The organism is Streptomyces sp. AA4, assembly GCF_000158875.1.
Classification (GTDB): Bacteria; Actinomycetota; Actinomycetes; order Mycobacteriales; family Pseudonocardiaceae; genus Amycolatopsis.
The window spans coordinates 7488463-7506387 of sequence record NZ_GG657746.1; the positions used below are offsets into that span (position 1 = coordinate 7488463).

Here is a 17925-nt window from a genome sequence, read left to right on the forward strand (position 1 = left end):
CAGTGGACCCCATCCACCGTCTTCCCTCAGCCCTGGCCCCCTTATGGCAAGCGGTGCACGCCAGGCTCTCGTCCGGGCTCCCCGTCAGCCGGGTCCGAGTCGGCCCGCTCGACACCGAACAGCAGACGGCTGTCGCCGATCTTCTCGGTCTGGCTCAGTTTCCCGGCCAGTACACCAGCATCACCCTGGCCCAGCTGGACGCCGCTCTTCGCGAGGTCGCCGGCGTCGACGCGCGCGAAGTCGTCACACGGCTGGTCGGGCCGGTCGGCAACCGCGCAGAGGATCGCCGGAAGGCCGCTGAAGCCCGCGCCAGTCTGTGGCACTGGCTGGACGTGCATCCCGTGGTCGCCGCACAACCGGCGTTGCGTTCCTGGACGGCGAGCATTCGCCGGGCCGGCCTGATCGAGGGTTCGATCGAACGCACCCGGCTCGAACTCGAACGGGCGCTGCGCGTGCTGTCCGAACTGCCGGCCACGGGGGTGCCGCTGCCGGTATTCGCCGATTCCGCGCTCGGTGCGACTCATGCGCTGGACGACGGCGCCCGCACCGCGAATCTCGTCCTCAAAGCGCTGACCGCGATCTACGACGTGGCACCTCCGACGAATGCGCCCGAACGGCGCGCGTTGTGGGAGCGAGCAGGCGTCGCCGACGACGAACTGTCGTCGACCGTGCTCACGGCCGGGCTCCAGCTCCCCGGCGACCACGTCGTCGGCCGGATCCTCCAGGTGTGCCGCGCCGCGGGAACGGCAGCGGTCTTGACCTTGCAGCAGCTCCGCGGGAGCAAGCTGGCATCCGCGCCGAGCACGGTCTGGGTGTTCGAGAATCCCAGCGTCCTCGCCCTCGCGCTGGCTCGCTTCGGCAGCTCCTGCCCTCCGCTGGTCTGCACATCCGGCTGGCCGAGCAGTGCCGGGGTCGCCTTGCTGAAGCGGTTAACGCAGATCGGAACGAATCTGTATTACCACGGCGATTTTGACGGAGACGGCCTGCGAATCGCCGCGAATGTCGTAGCCCGAACCGGCGCGAAGCCGTGGCGGATGACCAGTGCCGACTACCTCGCCGCAGTCGCCGACGGACCCGCGGCCGGAAGGGTCACGCCAGTTCCCTGGGACCCGGAGCTGGCGGTTCACTTGGCGGAGCAAGGAAAAACGGTGCCGGAAGAACGCGTTGCCGACAGCCTTCTCGACGAGATCACCGAGCAAGGGACAACGCTTCCGAGCGGGTGAATTGTCGGTGCCCTCCCGTACCGTGGCCGGTGACGATTGCAGGAGGACGCATGGACCCGATCCGTGTCCCGCCTGAGATGTTCCGCTTCACCAGCGGAGACCTGGCCGGACTCTACGTGTCGGTGCTGCACGCCTTCGGGGAGGCGAACGAGCGACTGGAGACTTCCCTCGGACTGGACGACGTCCGGGCCCGTCTGCGCGCGGTCGGCTGGCTCGACGCGCTCGAAGACGAGGAGCTCCGTCGTGCACTTGATCAACTCCACGCGTGGCGGCTCGTCGACATAGCCCAGAACCATTCGGAGAACTACCGGTCAGCCGCCGAGTACGAGCGGCGCAACCTGCAGTACTCCCTGACCAGGCAAGGCGAAGCCGCGTTCGCCGGCGTCGTGCACGCGATGAGCCTGCTCGCGTCCGCCGGAGCACTGCAAACAGCGGTCCTCGACGCGATCGCCGACAGGCTCGCCGATCTGGCGCGAGAACTGGACGCCGGTTCGGACCGCCGGGTCTTCACCGCCCTGACCGAGCTGGAAAGCCACCTCGAAGCACTGCGCGCGAACACCAAGCAGTTCAACGGCGAACTGCAGCGGCTGCTGCGTTCGGAAGGAACCACCCTCGCCACTTTCCACGAGGTGAAGGCCTCCACGGTGGCTTATCTCGAGGAATTCCTGGCCGACCTGGAGCAGCGGAAACACACGATCGGCGTCCGGATCCAGCAGGTCGAGGACCGCGGAGTCGGGCTGATGCACCAGCGCGCGCTGGTCGGGGCGGACCTCCCGCGGCTCTCCGGCGCCGATCCGGGTCCCGAGTGGCTGGCGCATCGCCGGGCTCGCTGGGACGGTTTGCGAGCCTGGTTCCTGCCCTCCGACGCAGCGCAGCCCCGAGTCGAACAACTGCATGTCGTCGCCCGGCGCGCGATCGTCACGCTGCTGCAGGTCCTCGACCGGATCACCGAGTCGCGGCGGCGGGCCAGCAGCGCCGCGGCCGATTTCCGGGAACTGGCGAGGTGGTTCGCCGTCGTCCCCGCCCAGGGCGATCTGCACCGGTTGTGGTCGACCGTATTCGGGCTCAGTTCGGCGCGGCACGCACATCTCGCCCATCCCGATCCTGAGCTGACCAGCTCGACCACGTCGTGGGAAGACGCTCCCCCGGTCGAGGTCTCCCCTTTGCTCCGCACTTCGGGAAAGACCGAACGGTTCAGCCGTACCGGCAAGGTCCGAGACGTCGCCGCGATCAAGGCCGCGAGAGCCGAGCAGGCCCGTGCCGAACGAGCCGAACTGGAGGCCGCCTGGGACCTGCTCGACACCGGCGGGCCGGTCCGTCTATCCGCCTTCGGCAGGCTCGACCACGCCGTGTTCGAACGATTGCTCGATCTGCTCGGCCGGGCACTCGGAATCGCGCCGGGCCGAGGCGGTGTCCGGCAGAGCACGACGTCCGACGGCCGGATCGAGATTCTGCTCCGCCCACCCGCCGACGGAGCCGTAGCGAGGCTTTCCACCCCTCGCGGACTCTTCCACGGCCCCGACTACGAGGTCGAGATCCGCACCGGCGGTGTCCGCCAGGCCCGCAGGGCGAGCGGAGGCGCGTCATGAGCCAGCTGGCGAATCAACTGGCCGCGGCCGAACGCGAGGAGGTAGCGCTGGGAATCCGCCAGCTCCTCGCCACCCCGCTGATCACCGAACGCGCCAAGCCGGACGCGTTCGACTTGATCCGACGACGCGGCGAACCGATCCGGAAATGGTTCGACTACTACTGCGGATGGGCATTAACGGTCGAGCCGAGGCTCGGTTACGCACGTCTGGCCAAGGTGCGGGCAGCCGAGGATCCGCGTCGCCCGCTGCGGAGGCTCCGCTCCGGCAAAGCTCCGTTCGACCGGCGCCGGTATGTGCTGTTGTGCGTTACCGCGGCGGAGCTGCTCGCAACACCGGTGACCACCATCGGGCTGCTCGCGAAACGAGTGGTTCAAGCCACCGCCGCGGACGAAGCGATCACGACACTGGACACCGCCAGCCGCGAAGAACGCCGGGCATTGGTCGATGTCCTCCGGATCTTGGAGCACTACGGCGTGCTCGACGCGGTCGACGGCTCGACCGAGACATTCGTCGAATCGACCGAGGCCAAGGTGCTGTACCAGATCGACGGCACGCTGCTGCTGCGACTGCTGTCCGCGCCGGTCGGGCCTTCCCGTCTCGCAGTTCCGCTTGACGAAGTGGCGCTCCGCTTCGAGGAACTCCTCGCCGCGGTTTCCCGCGAACGTCGGTACGGCGAAACGAGTGCGCACAGCGACCGCCCCGGGCAATCGGAGGTGCAGCGCAACCTGTGGCTCCGGCACTCAGTTTTCCGTCGGCTGGTCGATGACCCCGTGCTCTACTTCGAAGACCTCAGTGATGCTGAACGCGCTTATCTCGCCTCGCCTACCGGACGGCAACTGCTCCGCCGTGCGGCTGGACAAGGCGGCTTCGTTTTGGAAGAGCGCGCGGAGGGCGTGCTGCTGGTAGACGTCGAGAGCGTCGCGACGGATTCCCGGTTCCCGGACGACGCGGGCAATGCGAAGGTGGGCGCGCTCCTCTTGCTGGAAACCCTCACTGGTCCGGTCACTGTCGAGCAGTTGCGGATCCAAGCGGCCGAACTGCTCATCCGCTTTCCCCGATGGGCCGAGGGATATCGCGGTACGGACGGCGCCGCCCGGCTGGCCGCCGACGCGATCGAGGTGCTGATGGCATTCGGGTTGGCCCAGCTCTCTTCCGGAATCGTCCGGCCGCTTCCCGCCGCCGCTCGCTACACCGTCCGCGAAGCCCGGACCGCTGACTCCGAAGGAGCGTCAGGATGACGGTCACTGAACTCCCCCGGCATGCCGAGGACGCGTTTTCGCGCCAGGCGTACCGCTGGCAACCGGCTCGCGCCGGGATCCTGAACGTCTGGCGGTATTACGACGAGATCTTCGAATTCCACCACGGCAGGCTCCTGCTCCGGGGCCCGAACGGCAGCGGCAAGTCGAAAGCTCTCGAGCTGCTGCTGCCGTTCCTCTTCGACGCCAGCCTGCGCGCGAACAGGTTGTCCACGTTCGGCACCGGCGAGCGCACGATGCACTGGAACCTCATGGGCGAGGGCGCGTCCGGAGTGACCCGGGTCGGATACGTCTGGCTGGAATTCCGTTACCCGGGAACCCCCGAGCGGTGGTTCACCTGCGGCGCACGGCTTCAGGCCAGCTCCCGCACGACCACCGTCCACCCGGACTACTTCACGACCTCGCAGCGGATCGGGGTTTCCGGCGGCATCAGCCTGGTCAACGATTCCGGTCAGCCGCTGACCCGGCAGGCACTCGAACAACGACTCGGCTCCGACGGCACGCTCTACGGGAACGCAACCGACTACCGGGCCGAAGTCCGCACCACGCTTTTCCCGGGGCTGAGCGAACAGCGGTTCGACGCGTTGATCCTCGCGTTGCTCCAGTTGCGCATGCCGAAGCTGTCGCAGCGGCTGGACCCGAGCCTGCTGTCCGATCTGCTGTCCAAGGCACTCCCTCCACTGGGCCAACAGGAAATCGCCGACCTCGCCGAGGGCTTCGAAAGGCTGGACAAGCACCACGAACGGCTGAAAGGACTGGAGGAGCTGGTCGCATCGACCCGCACTCTGGCTGCCCGGCAGCGGACGTATGCCCAGCGAGTGCTGCGCGCCGGCGCGGGCACGCTGATCTCAGCCACCACCGAGACGGAGAAGCGGGCCTCGACGGCGCGCGAGTCGGCGGTCCGGTACGAAACCGCGACGCGGGAAAAGGAAACCGCCGAGCAGCAGATCGACGAACTGGCCAAGCAGATCCGCACCTCGTCGGCGCACCGGAACGGGTTGCTCGAGAGCGAGGCGTACCAGCGCGGTTCAGAACTGGAACTTCTTCGCAGGCGAACCGCCGATGCCAAATCCCGGGCGGAACGGTTGCTGACCGAGTCCCGCCGGAGAAAAGCAGCGGCGGAGCAGGACGAGCGCGCCCGGAGCAGTGCGGAGCAAGACGTTCGCCACCGGACGGAGCACGTACGAAACCTGGTAAGCGAGACCCGGCAGGCCGCCGTACGGGCCGGAATGCCCAGCGTGCACGGCGAGATCGCGGCTCAGCTGGACGGCGGCGACCCGGCCGCGGCCCGGCCGTTGCTGCGCGCCGCTGGGCAAAGCCGGGAGGAACAACTGCGGGCAGTAGACGAGGCGCTGGGCGGCCACGAGCGCGCGATCGACCGGCGGGGCCAGGCAGAAGAGGAACTGGAGCAAGCGCGAACGGCGTTCTCCGCGGCGAAGGAAGAACTGGATCTTGCCGCTGAGCAGCGAGCCGTCGCGCTGGAACAGCTGCGGACCGATGTGCTCGCCTGGGCACAGGCCTGTCACGAGCTGGCGTTTCCGGAGCCAGATCTGCTGCTGGACCTTCTCGAACCAGAGCGGGCGTTGAACGCCGAGGTGGAGCAGGCGGTCAACGCGGCGTTGGAGGACATCACCCGGCAGGAAGCGTCCCGCGAAGCGCTGGTGGCTGAACTGCGGCAGCGACGGGATGACTGTGTCACCGAGGTCGCCCGGCTCCAGTCCGAGAAAGACCTTCCCCCGCTCGCGCCGCCGACCCGTACCGCTGACCGGACGCGGATGGCCGGTGCCCCGTTGTGGCGGCTTGTCGACTTCTCCGTCGCGAGTTCGGAGGACGACCGCGCCGGAATCGAAGCCGCCCTCGAAGGCGCGGGACTGCTGGACGCTTGGGTCGGTTCGCGTGGAGAGGTGCAAGGCCACGATGTCTTCGCCGCCCCAGAGGCCCTGCCCGCGGCGAAAGGACGTTCGCTCGCGGACGTCCTTTCGCCCGAGCCCGACGGCGAGGTCGCTCCTTCCGCGGTGCGCAGGCTGCTCTCTTCCGTGGGTTTCGGCGACGTGCTGCCTGCCGAAGGCCCAGCCGCGATCGGTGCCGACGGGTCGTGGCGGCTCGGAAACCTCACCGGCAGCTGGCACAAGGAGCGCCCGGCCTACATCGGCGCGGCTGCCCGGCGACGCGCCCGCGAGGCGCGAATCGAAGAGCTGCGGAACGAAATTCTCTTGCTGGACGCGGAAATCGCCGACGCCGATGCGGAACTGTCCGCACTCGCCGTGCGCAGGGGAACAGTACGCGACGAGCGAGCAAGCCTGCCTCCGCATACTGACCTCAACGCTGCCGCCAGGCAGCTCGACCGGGCGGAGATCGGACTCGCCGCTGCCGATCGGCTCGTGCGCGAGCGCATCGAACGGGTAGGCAAGCGTGAACGCGAGGTCGCCGATGCCCTGCGCACGTTGACCGCTTGTGCCGCCGAATACGGGATGCCTTCCGAACGGTCCGCGCTGGCGAATCTTGCCGCGGCCACCCGCGAGTTCCACGCCGTCTGCGAAAACTGGCTGGCAAGCCACGACGGACTGCGCGCAGCACGGCAAGTGCTCGGCTCCTTGGCCGCGCAGGCCAGCCGGTCCGCGGACGATGCCCGTCAACGGGCAGAAGAAGCCGAGAAAGCCGAGGAGGAGTACTCGGAGCTGGCGGCGACCCTCGAGGCGGTAGACAGCACTGCCGGCGTCGAGTACCGCGAGGTCGCGGCCAAGATCGAGAAAATCGGCAGACGCCTTGACGAACTCGAAGCCACGCGGAATTCCACGCAAAACCGGCATACCGAGTTGGCGGTCGAGGTCGGGAAGTGGAACAACCGCCGGGAGACGGACGCGGTCGAACACGAGAAAGCAGTGGGTGACCGCGATGCTGCGGCGCTCCGGTTCCGGAGACTGGCGTCCGGGGCGTTCCCCGCCGACAGCGGCCTCGACGACCTTGAGCAATTCGAAACCGTCCTCGGCTCGAGCGACGGCGTCCGCGCCGCACTGGATGCCGCGCGGCTGGTAGCCGCGACGTGGCCGAGCGTCCCGCACTCTCCGAGCAACATCGGCGACGCGCTGCACCGGCTGTCCGAGTCCATGCACACGTGTCGCGACGTTCTCCAAACCCGCGCCGACCTCGACCTCGAAACAGACGAGGACGTGCAGATCTTCACCGCCGTGGTGGACGGCATCCGGGTCGGAGCGGCCGAACTGCTGAAGATCCTGCGCGAAGAGGCCGAGGAAAGCCGCCGCGAGATCACCGAACGGGAGCGGGAACTCTTCGACCAGACCCTCACCGGCGATACCCGACGGCACCTGGCCGCGCGGATCCGCCAGGCGAACGAGCTGGTCGAGAACATGAACAGCCGGCTGGAGCAGGTGCGCACCGCGTCGAAGGTCGCGGTCCGGCTGGTCTGGCAGGTCGCCGCCGACCTGCCGCCCGGCACGAAGGCGGCCCGCGATCTCCTGCTGAAGGATCCGGCCCGGCTGACCGCCGCCGATCGGGAGTCCCTGCACCAGTTCTTCCGCGACCGGATCGAGGAGGCCAAAGCCGACGACACCGCCACCGGTTGGGAACAGCAACTGGCCAAGGTCTTCGACTACACCGCGTGGCACCGGTTCGTGGTGAAGGTCGACCGGGCCAACGGCGAGGGCTGGCAACTGCTGACCCGGAAACTGCACGGCGCGCTGTCCGGCGGAGAGAAGGCCATCGCGCTTCATCTGCCGCTCTTCGCCGCCGTCGCCGCGCACTATCAGGCCGTGCCGGAGGCGCCTCGGATCATCCTGCTCGACGAAGTCTTCGTCGGCGTCGACACGACGAACCGCGGCCAGGTGTTCGCCCTCCTGTCCGCCTTGGACCTGGATCTCATGCTCACGTCCGACCACGAGTGGTGCGTTTACGCAGAACTCAGCGGGATCGGGATCCATCAGCTCATCACCGGCGCTGACGGCGACGACGCGGTCACCACTGCCCGCTTCACCTGGGATGGTCATCAGCTTCTCTCGCTAGACGGGGAGTAACCACAGCCGATCTGCCCCGCCCCGCGGGTTCACTCGGTCGGGTTGACTTTACATTTCATCTCATCTTGTCAATTTCGATGTACATGTCTTACCTTAATGTAAAGCCAGCCAACGGAGGAGGGCGCGATGAGCGAGATGACCGGCACAGTGCCGCTGGGGTCGACCGAACGCTGGACCGACAAAAAGCGCTATCTGTGGCTGATCGGACTGGTCGTGCCATCGCTGGCGTTCCTCGCGATCGGCCTGCACGCGGCGACCGGCTGGGGCGTCTGGTTCTGGATCGGGCCGATCGTGATCCTGGCGATCGTGCCCGCGATCGACCTGGTCGCCGGCCTCGACCGGAGCAATCCGCCGGACGACGTGATCGAACGGCTCGAACAGGACCGCTACTACCGGTGGATCACCTACCTGTTCCTGCCGATCCAGTACGTCGGGTTCGTCTTCGCGTTCTGGCTGATCGCGCGCGGCGACCTGTCCGTTGTGGACAAGATCGGCCTCGCGATCTCGATCGGCTGCATCGGCGGGATCGGCATCAACACCGCGCACGAACTCGGCCACAAGAAGGAAAGCCACGAGCGCTGGCTGTCGAAGATCGCGCTGGCGCAAAGCTTCTACGGGCACTTCTACATCGAGCACAACCGCGGGCACCACGTGCGCGTGGCGACTCCGGAGGATCCGGCGTCGAGCCGCGTCGGCGAGAGCTTCTACCGGTTCTGGCCGCGCACGGTGTTCGGTTCGCTGAAATCCGCATGGGGGCTGGAGCGCAAGCGCTACGCGCGCCGGAACAAGCATCCGTTCCGGATCGGCAACGACGTGCTCAACGCGTGGCTCATGTCCGCGGTGCTGTGGATCGCGATGGTCGCGTGGCTCGGCGTCGGAATCCTGCCGTACCTGGCGATCCAGGCGGTGATCGGGTTCTCCCTGCTGGAAGTCGTGAACTACATGGAGCACTACGGGATGCTGCGGAAGAAGGTCGGGCCGCCGGAGCGCCGCCGGTACGAGCGCGTGGATCCCAGCCACAGCTGGAATTCCAACAACATCGCGACCAACGTCCTGCTGTATCACCTGCAGCGGCACAGCGATCACCACGCCAACCCGACGCGCCGCTACCAGACCTTGCGTGATTTCGCGGAATCTCCGGTGCTGCCGACCGGATACGCCGGGATGATCGTGCTTGCCCTGTTCCCGCCGCTGTGGCGCCGGGTCATGGACCAGCGCGTGCTGAACCACTTCGACGGCGACCTCAGCCGGGCGAACATCCAGCCGTCGAAGCGGGAGAAAATCCTTGCCCGGTATGGCACTTCCGCTCCAGCTCCGGTGGCCGTGCTGGACGACGTGCGCGGCGACGCCAGCGAGGGCGGGATGTGCCCCGGCTGCGGCTACGTCTACGACGAGCAGCGCGGCGATCCGCGAGAGGGCTTCCCGGCCGGTACGCCGTGGTCGTCCATTCCGGACAGTTGGTGCTGCCCTGACTGCGGCGTAAGGGAAAAGGTCGACTTCGTTGCTCCCGGAAGGATGAGTGTGTGATGCGGATCGAAGCGGATTTGAACAAATGCGACGGCCTCGGCATGTGCGAAGCGATGGCCCCGGACTTCTTCGAGGTGGGCGACGAGGGCACGGTCGTCGTGCTCGACGAAAGCCCCGGCGAAGAACACCGGACCGACCTCGCCGCGGCGGTCGACGCCTGCCCGGTGCTCGCGCTGAAGCTGGTGTCATGACACTCGCGGTAGTCGGCGCGTCGCTGGCGGGCCTGCGCGCGGTCGAATCGGCGCGGCGGACCGGATACGACGGCCGGATCGTATTGCTCGGTGCCGAGGAGCATCTGCCCTACGATCGGCCGCCGCTGTCGAAGGCCTTCCTCGCGGCGGACGGACCGGCTGCGGTGGAACCGTTTCTCAGCGCGGACGACCTGCGCGAACTCGACGTCGACCTTCGGCTGGGCACTCCCGCCACCGGACTCGACCCGATCGCCCGGGAGATCCACACCGGCGACACGACCGTCCGCTACGACGCCGCGGTCATCGCCACCGGAGCCGCCGCCCGCGTTCTCCCCGGCACCGAGGGGATTTCCGGGATTCATTCACTGCGCACCGCGGACGATGCCATCGCGATTCGGTCCGCATTGGACAGTGGTGCGCGGACAGTCGTGATCGGTGCCGGGTTCATCGGCTCGGAAGTCGCTTCCGCCGCGCGCAAACGCGGCCTGCCGGTGTCCATTGTGGAAACACTGGACACGCCTTTGGTGCGCGCGATCGGCCCCGAGGTCGGCGAGGTCTGCGCGGATCTGCATCGCGCGGCGGGCACCGATCTCCGGCTGGGCACCCGGGTCACCGGTTTCGTGGAAAAAGACGGCGCGGTGACCGGCGTCCGGCTGTCCACCGGCGAGGTCCTCCCCGCCGACCTCGTCGTCGCGGGAATCGGCGCGGTCCCGGCCACCGGCTGGCTGCGCGACAGCGGACTCCTGCTGCACGAACGCGACGGCGGCGTCATCTGCGACGGCACCCTCGCCGCGGCACACGGCGTCTACGCGGCCGGCGACGTCGCGCACGTGGCGAACGCGCTTTTCGACGACGAGCTGATGCGCCTGGAGCATTGGACGAACGCGGCCGAGCAGGGTGCGGCCGCGGCCCGGCACGCGCTGGACCCCGCGAGCGCACGGGTGTTCAGCGCCGTGCCGTACTTCTGGTCCGATTGGTACTCGCACCGCATCCAGTTCGTCGGTACGCCGCGGGCGGACGAGGTCGTCGTCGCGGTCCCGGCCGAACACGGCTTCACCGCGCTGTACCGGCGCGGCGATCGGCTCGTCGGCGCCTTCACCATCGACCGGCCGCGCGACATCATGAAGTACCGCAAGCGGATCGCCGCGCGAGCGCCATGGTCCGAGGCAGTGGCCTTCGCGCTGGAAACGGCCGCCTAGAATGACCGCTATGAGCGTGCTTCCGGTGCCCGCGGGCGGCCAGTACCGGCAGCCCATCATCACCGCCGCCATCGAACTCACCGCGAAATCCGGCTGGTCCGCGGTCACCATGGCGCGGCTGGCCGACCTGGTCGGGGTGAGCAGGCAGACCGTCTACAACGAGATCGGGTCGAAAACCGCGCTCGCCGAGGCGATGATCTCGCACGAGCTGCGCCGGTTCCTCGCCGTCGTGAGCACCGCCTTCGACCGCCATCCGGACGATCTCGTCGAGGCGATCTACGACGCCGTCCGCGCGGTGCTCGAACTGGCCGACGACAACATCCTGCTGCGCGCCATCGCCTCCGCGACCCACGGGACCGACACCGAGTTCCTGCCGCTGCTGACCACCCGCGCCGGCACCCTGCTCACCGAAGCGAAAGCCGTCCTGCGCGAGCGAGTCCTCGACTACGCACCGCCGCTCGACGACCGCCAGCTCACTGTGGTCATGGACTTGGTCGTGCGCACCGTGCTGAGCCACGTCATGCAACCGTCGGGCACGCCCGCCGAAACCGCCGACGGCCTGGCCTGGGTCGCCACGCGCGTGCTCGGCACCGCCCCGTCGGCCTCGATGCGCGCCCGCTCGTAAACGAGATGCGCGGTTCCGGGCGCGCGTGTCAGCCTGCCGCGCGTGAACCGTGAACGACTTTCCGCCCTCGCCCACACCCGGCACCCCATCGCGGCCCCGGTCAGCGACGACGAGGTCCAGCGCCTGCTCGACCGCAGCCTGCCGCGCGAGGACGCGGTTGTCCTAGACCTGGGCTGCGGCGGTGCCGAATGGCTCATCCGCGCCCTCGACGCGTACCCGGAACTCCGCGCCGTCGGCGTCGACACCTCGGAGTTCGCTCTCTCCCGCGCCCGCTCCGCCGCCATCGAGCGAGGCGTCGCCGACCGCCTGACCCTCCACCAGCAATCCGCCACCGAATTCCCCGCCGCGGCCGAGTTCGACACCGTCCTGTGCATCGGCTCGACCCACGCCTTCGGCGGCTTGTCCGACACCCTCGCCGCACTGCGCGCCCACGTCCGCCCCGGCGGCCGCGCCCTGCTCGGCGACGCCTACTGGGAAGCCGAGCCCACCCCGGCCGCCCTCGAGATCTTCGGCGACCTGCCCACCCTGCCGGAACTCCTCGCCCAGGTGATTTCCGCCGGCTGGACCCCGGCCCACGGCCATACGAGCACCCGCGGCGAACTGGACGCGTACGAATGGTCGTGGACCGGCAGCCTCACCGAATGGGCCCTGGACCACCCGGAAGACCCAGACCAAGCCGAAGCCCTCGCCGCCGCGGCCACCCACCGCGACGAATGGCTCCGCGATTACCGCGACTCGTTCGGCTTCGCCTGCGTCGTGCTGCGCGCTTGACAAAACTTCTTGTCAATGCGACGTTCGGACCCGACGCCAACCTGCGAAAGGGCAGTCCGATGACCGACCTCGTGCCGTTCCTGATGTTCCAGAAGCGCGACGCCGCCGAAGCGATGGCCTTCTACACCTCGCTGTTCCCCGGGGACACCGTGCTGTCCGAGGAGCGCTACGGCGCCGGCGGCCCCGGCCCGGAGGGAACGATCGTGATGGCCGAGTTCACCGTCGCCGGGCAGCGAGTGCGGTGCAGCGACAGCTTCGTCCAGCACGGCTTCGATTTCACTCCGTCGACGTCGCTGTTCGTCACCGTCGACTCGACCGACGAGCTCAAGCGCGTCTACGAAGCCCTCGGCGAGGGCGGCGGAACCCTGATGCCGCTGGACGACTACGGCTTCGGGCCGTTCGCCTGGGTGAACGACCGGTGGGGTGTTTCATGGCAGTTGAGCGCCAAGGGCTGAGCATTTCTCGGCTGTGGCGATGGCCAGCGAGATACGCGTACGGTTTCTTTTTGCGATCGCGAATCTAGCTCGGATCCGCAGCTCGACCGCAATTTCCGCCACTATTGACTAAGCGACAGATACCGCGAACAGGAATACGGACGGGTGAGCCCCGGACGGGTTAAGCGGACGCATTCAGACCCCGCTATGGTGGGCATTGGGAGGTTGGCAATCAGCCTGAGGGGGGCCGATACCACATCCCGGGGCCAGCCGTTTCACCTGCAGTAGTCACGCTGCGCAGGCAAACGGCTGGCCCTTTGTCGTACTGCGGAATCAAGAGCCACAGCAGTCTCCAACCACGGTTTCCGATACCGAAACCCCGCGGACAGAAGAATCGCCGCAGGAGAATTCGCGAGAACTAGGCGGCACGGTTCCGGTACAGCCACCACACGTCCCGCCCGAAAGACCAGCTCAGCGTCGTCACCGCGAGTCCCGCCAGGAGCACCGGTGCGGCTCCTGCCGCGGCGGCCGTCAGGGCGATTCCCTGCAGCGCCGCCACCGCTTTCCGGGCCCGGCTGGGGCGTAGCGGGGCACGCAGCCACGGCCACAGCCGGGCCGCGGCGACGAACGCGTAGCGCATCAGGCCGATCGCCAGGACCCACGGGCCGACGGTCGGGGTGACCAGGACGCTCAGCACCAGGATCAGGAAGGCGTCCGCTTCCATGTCGAAGCGGGCGCCCAGCGCGGAGACGGTTCCGGTGCGGCGGGCGACGTAGCCGTCGACGGCGTCCAGGGCCAGGGCGACCGCGGCGATCGGGATGATCAACGGCAGCGGCGGGTGCCCGCCGAGGCGGTCGGCGACCAGGGCGGTCACGGTGCCGATCAGGGCCGCTCGGGCGAGGGTCACCTGATCGGCCGGGCCCAGCCGGTACACCCGGATCCGCCAGGCGCCCTGGGTGAGCAGCACCAGCAGGCCGAGCAGGTAGGCCACGCCGACCGCCCATCCGGCGAGGCCGAGGCCGGTCGTCACGGTCAGCAGGGTGAGCAGGGCGAGTTGCGCCAGCAGCGCGGGGGCCTGCTGGACGACGGTTGAACCCAGCTCGGCCGGGGTTCGTGTACAGGTGGAGACAGCCATTTCTCCTCGATCCGGCAGCAACGGAGGACAACCTTGACACGGGCGGCGCAGGCCTTCTGGTTCACTTCGACCGAGGGAGGGGAGCTCCGATCGGCCGAGGTGGCTGCTCCGCAGGCCGACGAAGTGCTGGTCCAAACGCGATTTTCGGCGATGAGCCGAGGCACGGAAAGCCTGGTCTTGCGCGGCGGAGTACCGGAGAGCCAGCACGACGTCATGCGCGCGCCGTATCAGGAGGGCGACTTTCCGTGGCCGGTCAAGTACGGCTACCTGAACGTCGGCGAGGTCCTTTCCGGACCGCCGGAGCTGACCGGCCGCACGGTGTTCTGCCTCTATCCACATCAGACCGAGTACGTCGTGCCCGCGTCGGCGGTCACGGTGGTGCCGGACGATGTCCCCGCGGCGCGCGCGGTGCTCGCCGGGACTGTCGAGACCGCGGTGAACGCGCTCTGGGACGCGGCACCGCTGGTCGGTGACCGGATCGCGGTGGTCGGGGCGGGGATGGTCGGGTGCAGCGTCGCGCGGCTGCTGTCCCGGTTTCCCGGCGTGGACGTCCAGCTCGTCGACCCCGATCCGGACCGCGCGGCGGTCGCGGAGGCGTTCGGCATCCGGTACGCCACGCCGGAGACCGCGACCGGCGACCTCGACCTCGTGGTGCACGCCAGCGCGACCGACGCCGGGCTAGCGCGCTCGCTCGAACTCCTCGGTCGCGAGGGCACGGTGGTCGAGCTGAGCTGGTACGGCGACCGCCAGGTGTCGGTGCCGCTCGGCGAGAACTTCCACTCGCGACGGCTCACCGTGCGCGGCAGCCAGGTCGGCACCGTCTCGCCGGCCCGCGCGGCGCGGCGCGGTTACGGCGACCGGATGGCGCTGGCGTTGCGGCTGCTCGCGGACCCGGCGTTCGACGCGCTGATCACCAGCGAATCCACCTTCGCCGAACTGCCGGACGTCGCGGCCCGGCTAGCGGACGGAACCCTGCCCGGACTGGCTCACCGGATCACCTACCCGTAAAGGAGAACGCGTTGTTCAGTGTCACCGTGCGCGATCACATCATGGTCGCCCACAGTTTCCGCGGCGAGGTTTTCGGCCCGGCGCAGCGCTTGCACGGCGCGACGTTCGTGGTCGACGCGACGTTCCGGCGGTCCGAATTGGACTCGGACAACATCGTCGTCGACATCGGGCTCGCCACTCAGCAGCTCGGCGCGGTGCTCGCGGACCTGAACTACCGGAACCTCGACGACGAACCCGATTTCGCGGGGATCAACACGTCGACGGAATACCTCGCCAAGGTGATCGCCGACCGGCTCGCGGACCGGATCCACGCCGGGGAACTCGGCGAGAACGCCCGCGGGCTGGCGCAGATTTCGGTGACCCTGCACGAATCCCACGCCGCGTCGGCCGGATACGAGCGTTTCTTGTGACCACTGTGGACTCTTCCGGATACGCACCGGAATGGTTGCGGCTCCGGGAACCCGCCGACACCGCGGCGCGGGCGGCCGACCTGGTCGCCCTGCTCCCGGCCAGTCCGGCGGTCATCCGGGATCTCGGCTGCGGCACCGGGGCGATGGGGCGCTGGCTGAGCGGTCGCCTGCCGAAACCGCAGCGGTGGATCCTGCACGACCAGGACCCGCGCCTGCTGGAGATCGCCGCGCGCAGCCTTCCGCCGGGGCTGAGCGTGGAGACGGAACAAGCTGACGTGACCCGTCTCAACCTGACCGGAACTTCGTTGGTGACAGCTTCCGCCTTGCTGGATCTCCTTACCAAGGAGGAGATCCAGCGCTTAGTACAGTCCTGTGTGGACGCACAAAGCCCAGCGCTGTTCACTTTGTCGGTGACCGGCTCGGCTCAACTTACGCCAGCAGACGCGGTGGACGAAGCACTCAATGCCGCGTTCAACGACCACCAACGCCGAGACGGAAAGTTAGGCCCAGAAGCCGCCGCGTTCACCGAAGCGGAGTTCACCAAGCACGGCTGGACTGTCCACACCAGACCGGCACCATGGCGGCTCGATCCGGAGCACCGCGAACTCATCGACACCTGGTACCGCGGATTCGTTGCCGCGGCACGAGAACAACAGCCAGACCTGGCCGTGCCGGAGGATCGGCAGATCGCCGAAGTCACCGTGCACCACCGGGATTTACTCGCTCTCCCCTGATTCCCGGCGGGCCCGGGCCCGGCGTTTGCCCTCGTGCATCGCCGCGACCCGGGCGACCGGGATCGTATGCCCCTCAGCCACGAGATCCGCCGGAAGTTCCTGTGGTTCCGGCAATTCCTCCGCCCACGGATCCGCGCTGCCCAACAGTCCTACCGCGGTCTTCACGGTGAAATCCGCCGGTTTGACGTGGTCCGCGTCCGCCCAGCGCACCGGGAACGACACCGGCGCGCCCGGCCGGATCCGCGGGCTGTACGCGGCCGCCACGGTCGCCCCGCCCGCGCGGGTCGAATCGAGAAAGACCTTGCCGTGCCGGTCTTCCCGAATGAACGCAGTGGTCGCCAGCTGCGGATCGATCCGCTCCGCCCGCGCGCCGACCGCCCGGGTCGCCGCCGCGACGTCCTCAAAGGACAGACCGGGAACCAGCGGCACGAACACGTGCACGCCCTTGGACCCGCTGGTTTTCAACGCACCGGCGAGCCCGGCGTCGGCCAAGGCCTGCCGCACCAGCCGAGCCGCCTCGACCGCGACGTGGAAGTCCGCTCCCTCCGGCGGGTCGAGGTCCATGATCAGATCGGTCTGGCCGACCGGCTCCACCCGGGTCAGCGCGGGATGCAGTTCGACCGCGCGCTGATTGCCGAACCACAGCAGCGTCCGGCGGTCGTTGCACAGACCATAGGTGACTGTCCGCTGTGAACTCTCCGCCCACAGTTTCGCCCGCGGCACCCACTCCGGCGTGTACTTCGGCAGGTTCTTCTGCATGAACGCGTCCTGCCCGCGCAGCACCCGCATCACCGACAGCGGACGGTCGCGCAGCACCGGCAGCAACCGGTCCGACACGGCGTCGAAGTAGTCGACGAGGTCGCGTTTCGTCACCCCGGCGTCGACGAACAGCTCCTGGTCGAGGTTGGTCAGGGAAACCCCTTCGCGCACCTCATCCGCTTTGGCCATACCGTCAACCCTTGCCGACCAGCGCATTCCGGTCAACCGCTTAGACGAGCGGTTTCCCTTTCCGCACCCGCCGCCGGAAGTCCGCGAGGCACGCGTCATAGGGAAACCGCCGCACCCGCAGCGGAAGCGGTTCGACCATTCGGCCGATCCCGCGCATCAGCCGATCGAACCGGCGCTGGTCCGCCGCCGACCACGGCAGCCGCATCTGCTCTCGGAACACCTCCGGCAGGAACCCCGTCGTCACGAAGCGGTGGAACCGTCCGAAAAGAAACGAGAACGGCCGGGGCAGGAACTCCAGATTCGCGATAGCGGTGAGGTATTCGCGGAGCCGGTCGTCGATGTCCACTCGGGCCAGCCCTTCCGCCCAGTACGCGGCGAAGTCCTCCGGCCAGTCTTCGGGACGCACCTGCAGCGTCGTGCCCAGCACCGCGGCCTCGGCATACCAGGATTCCGGAGCGGGCCGCCCGAGAAACGCGCGATGCACGTCCTCGACGCCATGGGCCAGACAGGCGGCGACCCACAGTTGCAGTTCGCGATCGAAGGCGCGGTACCGGACCGGACTCGCGTCGGTCGAGACCACCTGCGCGTGCACCGCGTTCACCGCCCGCCGGTACGCCGCGCGATCCGCGTCGGTGCCCAGCACGGCGACCGCGAGATAGGTGACGGTGGTGCGAGTCCGTTTCAGCGGATGCTTGAAGAGATTCCCCGAATCGACCCGGCTTTCCAGCACGCCGTATCCGACCTCGGGCCGGCCCAGCTGCATGATCACGTTCGCGCCGCCCGCGAGCAGGCTGACGCCGAGCACGCCGTCCTGGAGCATCCGTCCAGGGGACGCCTCCGTTGA

Annotated in this window: 16 protein-coding genes; 13 read left to right on the forward strand and 3 right to left on the reverse strand. The window is 68.4% G+C overall.

Annotated elements, in window-relative coordinates; genetic code table 11:
* Positions 1-2 precede the first annotated feature (2 nt).
* From SSMG_RS34045 to SSMG_RS34090, 10 genes are all read left to right on the forward strand, one after another.
* Positions 3-1223: a TIGR02679 family protein gene (locus tag SSMG_RS34045; RefSeq protein ID WP_199786062.1), complete on the forward strand. Its 1221-nt coding sequence runs from the start codon at positions 3-5 to the stop codon at positions 1221-1223.
* Between the two features lie 50 nt (positions 1224-1273).
* Positions 1274-2812 (forward strand): TIGR02677 family protein, encoded by a 1539-nt coding sequence (locus tag SSMG_RS34050; protein WP_009083679.1) that lies wholly within the window; start codon positions 1274-1276, stop codon positions 2810-2812.
* The gene (locus tag SSMG_RS34055) at positions 2809-4050 is read left to right on the forward strand and encodes a TIGR02678 family protein (protein ID WP_009083681.1); all 1242 of its coding nucleotides are present in this window, start codon (positions 2809-2811) and stop codon (positions 4048-4050) included. Before SSMG_RS34050 ends, SSMG_RS34055 begins: the two co-directional genes overlap by 4 nt.
* On the forward strand, positions 4047-8099 hold the full coding sequence (locus SSMG_RS34060) for a TIGR02680 family protein (protein ID WP_009083682.1): 4053 nt from the start codon (positions 4047-4049) through the stop codon (positions 8097-8099). The genes SSMG_RS34055 and SSMG_RS34060 overlap by 4 nt, the downstream gene beginning before the upstream one ends.
* A gap of 126 nt (positions 8100-8225) precedes the next feature.
* Positions 8226-9626, forward strand: coding sequence for a fatty acid desaturase (locus SSMG_RS34065; RefSeq protein ID WP_009083684.1), 1401 nt, complete (start codon positions 8226-8228; stop codon positions 9624-9626).
* Complete coding sequence (locus SSMG_RS34070; RefSeq protein WP_009083686.1) at positions 9626-9817, forward strand: ferredoxin; 192 nt, start codon at positions 9626-9628, stop codon at positions 9815-9817. Before SSMG_RS34065 ends, SSMG_RS34070 begins: the two co-directional genes overlap by 1 nt.
* Positions 9814-11016: an NAD(P)/FAD-dependent oxidoreductase gene (locus tag SSMG_RS34075; RefSeq protein ID WP_037715748.1), complete on the forward strand. Its 1203-nt coding sequence runs from the start codon at positions 9814-9816 to the stop codon at positions 11014-11016. Before SSMG_RS34070 ends, SSMG_RS34075 begins: the two co-directional genes overlap by 4 nt.
* Positions 11017-11026: 10 nt before the next feature.
* Complete coding sequence (locus SSMG_RS34080) at positions 11027-11641, forward strand: TetR family transcriptional regulator (RefSeq protein WP_199786063.1); 615 nt, start codon at positions 11027-11029, stop codon at positions 11639-11641.
* A gap of 42 nt (positions 11642-11683) precedes the next feature.
* A complete protein-coding gene (locus SSMG_RS34085; RefSeq protein WP_037715753.1) occupies positions 11684-12412 on the forward strand; it encodes a cyclopropane-fatty-acyl-phospholipid synthase family protein in 729 nt (242 codons plus the stop codon).
* Between the two features lie 59 nt (positions 12413-12471).
* Entirely contained in the window at positions 12472-12867 is a 396-nt protein-coding gene (locus tag SSMG_RS34090; protein WP_009083698.1) for a VOC family protein, read from the forward strand.
* Positions 12868-13264: 397 nt separating this feature from the next.
* On the opposite strand, the gene SSMG_RS34095 is transcribed toward SSMG_RS34090, so the two are convergent.
* Positions 13265-13981, reverse strand: a complete 717-nt coding sequence (locus tag SSMG_RS34095) for a CDP-alcohol phosphatidyltransferase family protein (protein ID WP_050788346.1) — start codon at positions 13979-13981, stop codon at positions 13265-13267.
* A gap of 33 nt (positions 13982-14014) precedes the next feature.
* On the opposite strand from SSMG_RS34095, the gene SSMG_RS34100 reads away from it, so the two are divergent.
* The 3 genes from SSMG_RS34100 to SSMG_RS34110 are packed head-to-tail and all read left to right on the forward strand — an operon-like array spanning position 14015 to position 16133.
* Positions 14015-14989 (forward strand): zinc-binding alcohol dehydrogenase, encoded by a 975-nt coding sequence (locus SSMG_RS34100; RefSeq protein WP_009083703.1) that lies wholly within the window; start codon positions 14015-14017, stop codon positions 14987-14989.
* Positions 14990-15000: 11 nt separating this feature from the next.
* The gene (locus tag SSMG_RS34105) at positions 15001-15399 is read left to right on the forward strand and encodes a 6-carboxytetrahydropterin synthase (RefSeq protein ID WP_009083705.1); all 399 of its coding nucleotides are present in this window, start codon (positions 15001-15003) and stop codon (positions 15397-15399) included.
* 5 nt (positions 15400-15404) lie between these two features.
* A complete protein-coding gene (locus SSMG_RS34110) occupies positions 15405-16133 on the forward strand; it encodes a class I SAM-dependent methyltransferase (protein WP_199786064.1) in 729 nt (242 codons plus the stop codon).
* On the opposite strand, the gene SSMG_RS34115 is transcribed toward SSMG_RS34110, so the two are convergent.
* Both SSMG_RS34115 and SSMG_RS34120 read right to left on the reverse strand, forming a co-directional pair.
* Positions 16116-17081 (reverse strand): DNA polymerase domain-containing protein, encoded by a 966-nt coding sequence (locus SSMG_RS34115; protein ID WP_037715755.1) that lies wholly within the window; start codon positions 17079-17081, stop codon positions 16116-16118. The genes SSMG_RS34110 and SSMG_RS34115 overlap by 18 nt on opposite strands.
* Before the next feature lie 40 nt (positions 17082-17121).
* Positions 17122-17901 carry an oxygenase MpaB family protein gene (locus tag SSMG_RS34120; RefSeq protein WP_037715758.1) on the reverse strand — a complete coding sequence of 260 codons (780 nt, stop codon included), beginning with the start codon at positions 17899-17901 and terminating at the stop codon, positions 17122-17124.
* Positions 17902-17925: the final 24 nt, after the last annotated feature.

Excerpts from the sequence above, each read along its gene's own strand:
- SSMG_RS34050 (WP_009083679.1), top strand. The coding sequence starts at position 1,274 with ATGGACCCGATCCGTGTCCCGCCTGAGATGTTCCGCTTCACCAGCGGA.
- SSMG_RS34055 (WP_009083681.1), top strand. The coding sequence starts at position 2,809 with ATGAGCCAGCTGGCGAATCAACTGGCCGCGGCCGAACGCGAGGAGGTA.
- SSMG_RS34060 (WP_009083682.1), top strand. The coding sequence starts at position 4,047 with ATGACGGTCACTGAACTCCCCCGGCATGCCGAGGACGCGTTTTCGCGC.
- SSMG_RS34065 (WP_009083684.1), top strand. The coding sequence starts at position 8,226 with ATGAGCGAGATGACCGGCACAGTGCCGCTGGGGTCGACCGAACGCTGG.
- SSMG_RS34070 (WP_009083686.1), top strand. The coding sequence starts at position 9,626 with ATGCGGATCGAAGCGGATTTGAACAAATGCGACGGCCTCGGCATGTGC.
- SSMG_RS34075 (WP_037715748.1), top strand. The coding sequence starts at position 9,814 with ATGACACTCGCGGTAGTCGGCGCGTCGCTGGCGGGCCTGCGCGCGGTC.
- SSMG_RS34080 (WP_199786063.1), top strand. The coding sequence starts at position 11,027 with ATGAGCGTGCTTCCGGTGCCCGCGGGCGGCCAGTACCGGCAGCCCATC.
- SSMG_RS34090 (WP_009083698.1), top strand. The coding sequence starts at position 12,472 with ATGACCGACCTCGTGCCGTTCCTGATGTTCCAGAAGCGCGACGCCGCC.
- SSMG_RS34095 (WP_050788346.1), bottom strand. The coding sequence starts at position 13,981 with ATGGCTGTCTCCACCTGTACACGAACCCCGGCCGAGCTGGGTTCAACC.
- SSMG_RS34115 (WP_037715755.1), bottom strand. The coding sequence starts at position 17,081 with ATGGCCAAAGCGGATGAGGTGCGCGAAGGGGTTTCCCTGACCAACCTC.
- SSMG_RS34120 (WP_037715758.1), bottom strand. The coding sequence starts at position 17,901 with ATGCTCCAGGACGGCGTGCTCGGCGTCAGCCTGCTCGCGGGCGGCGCG.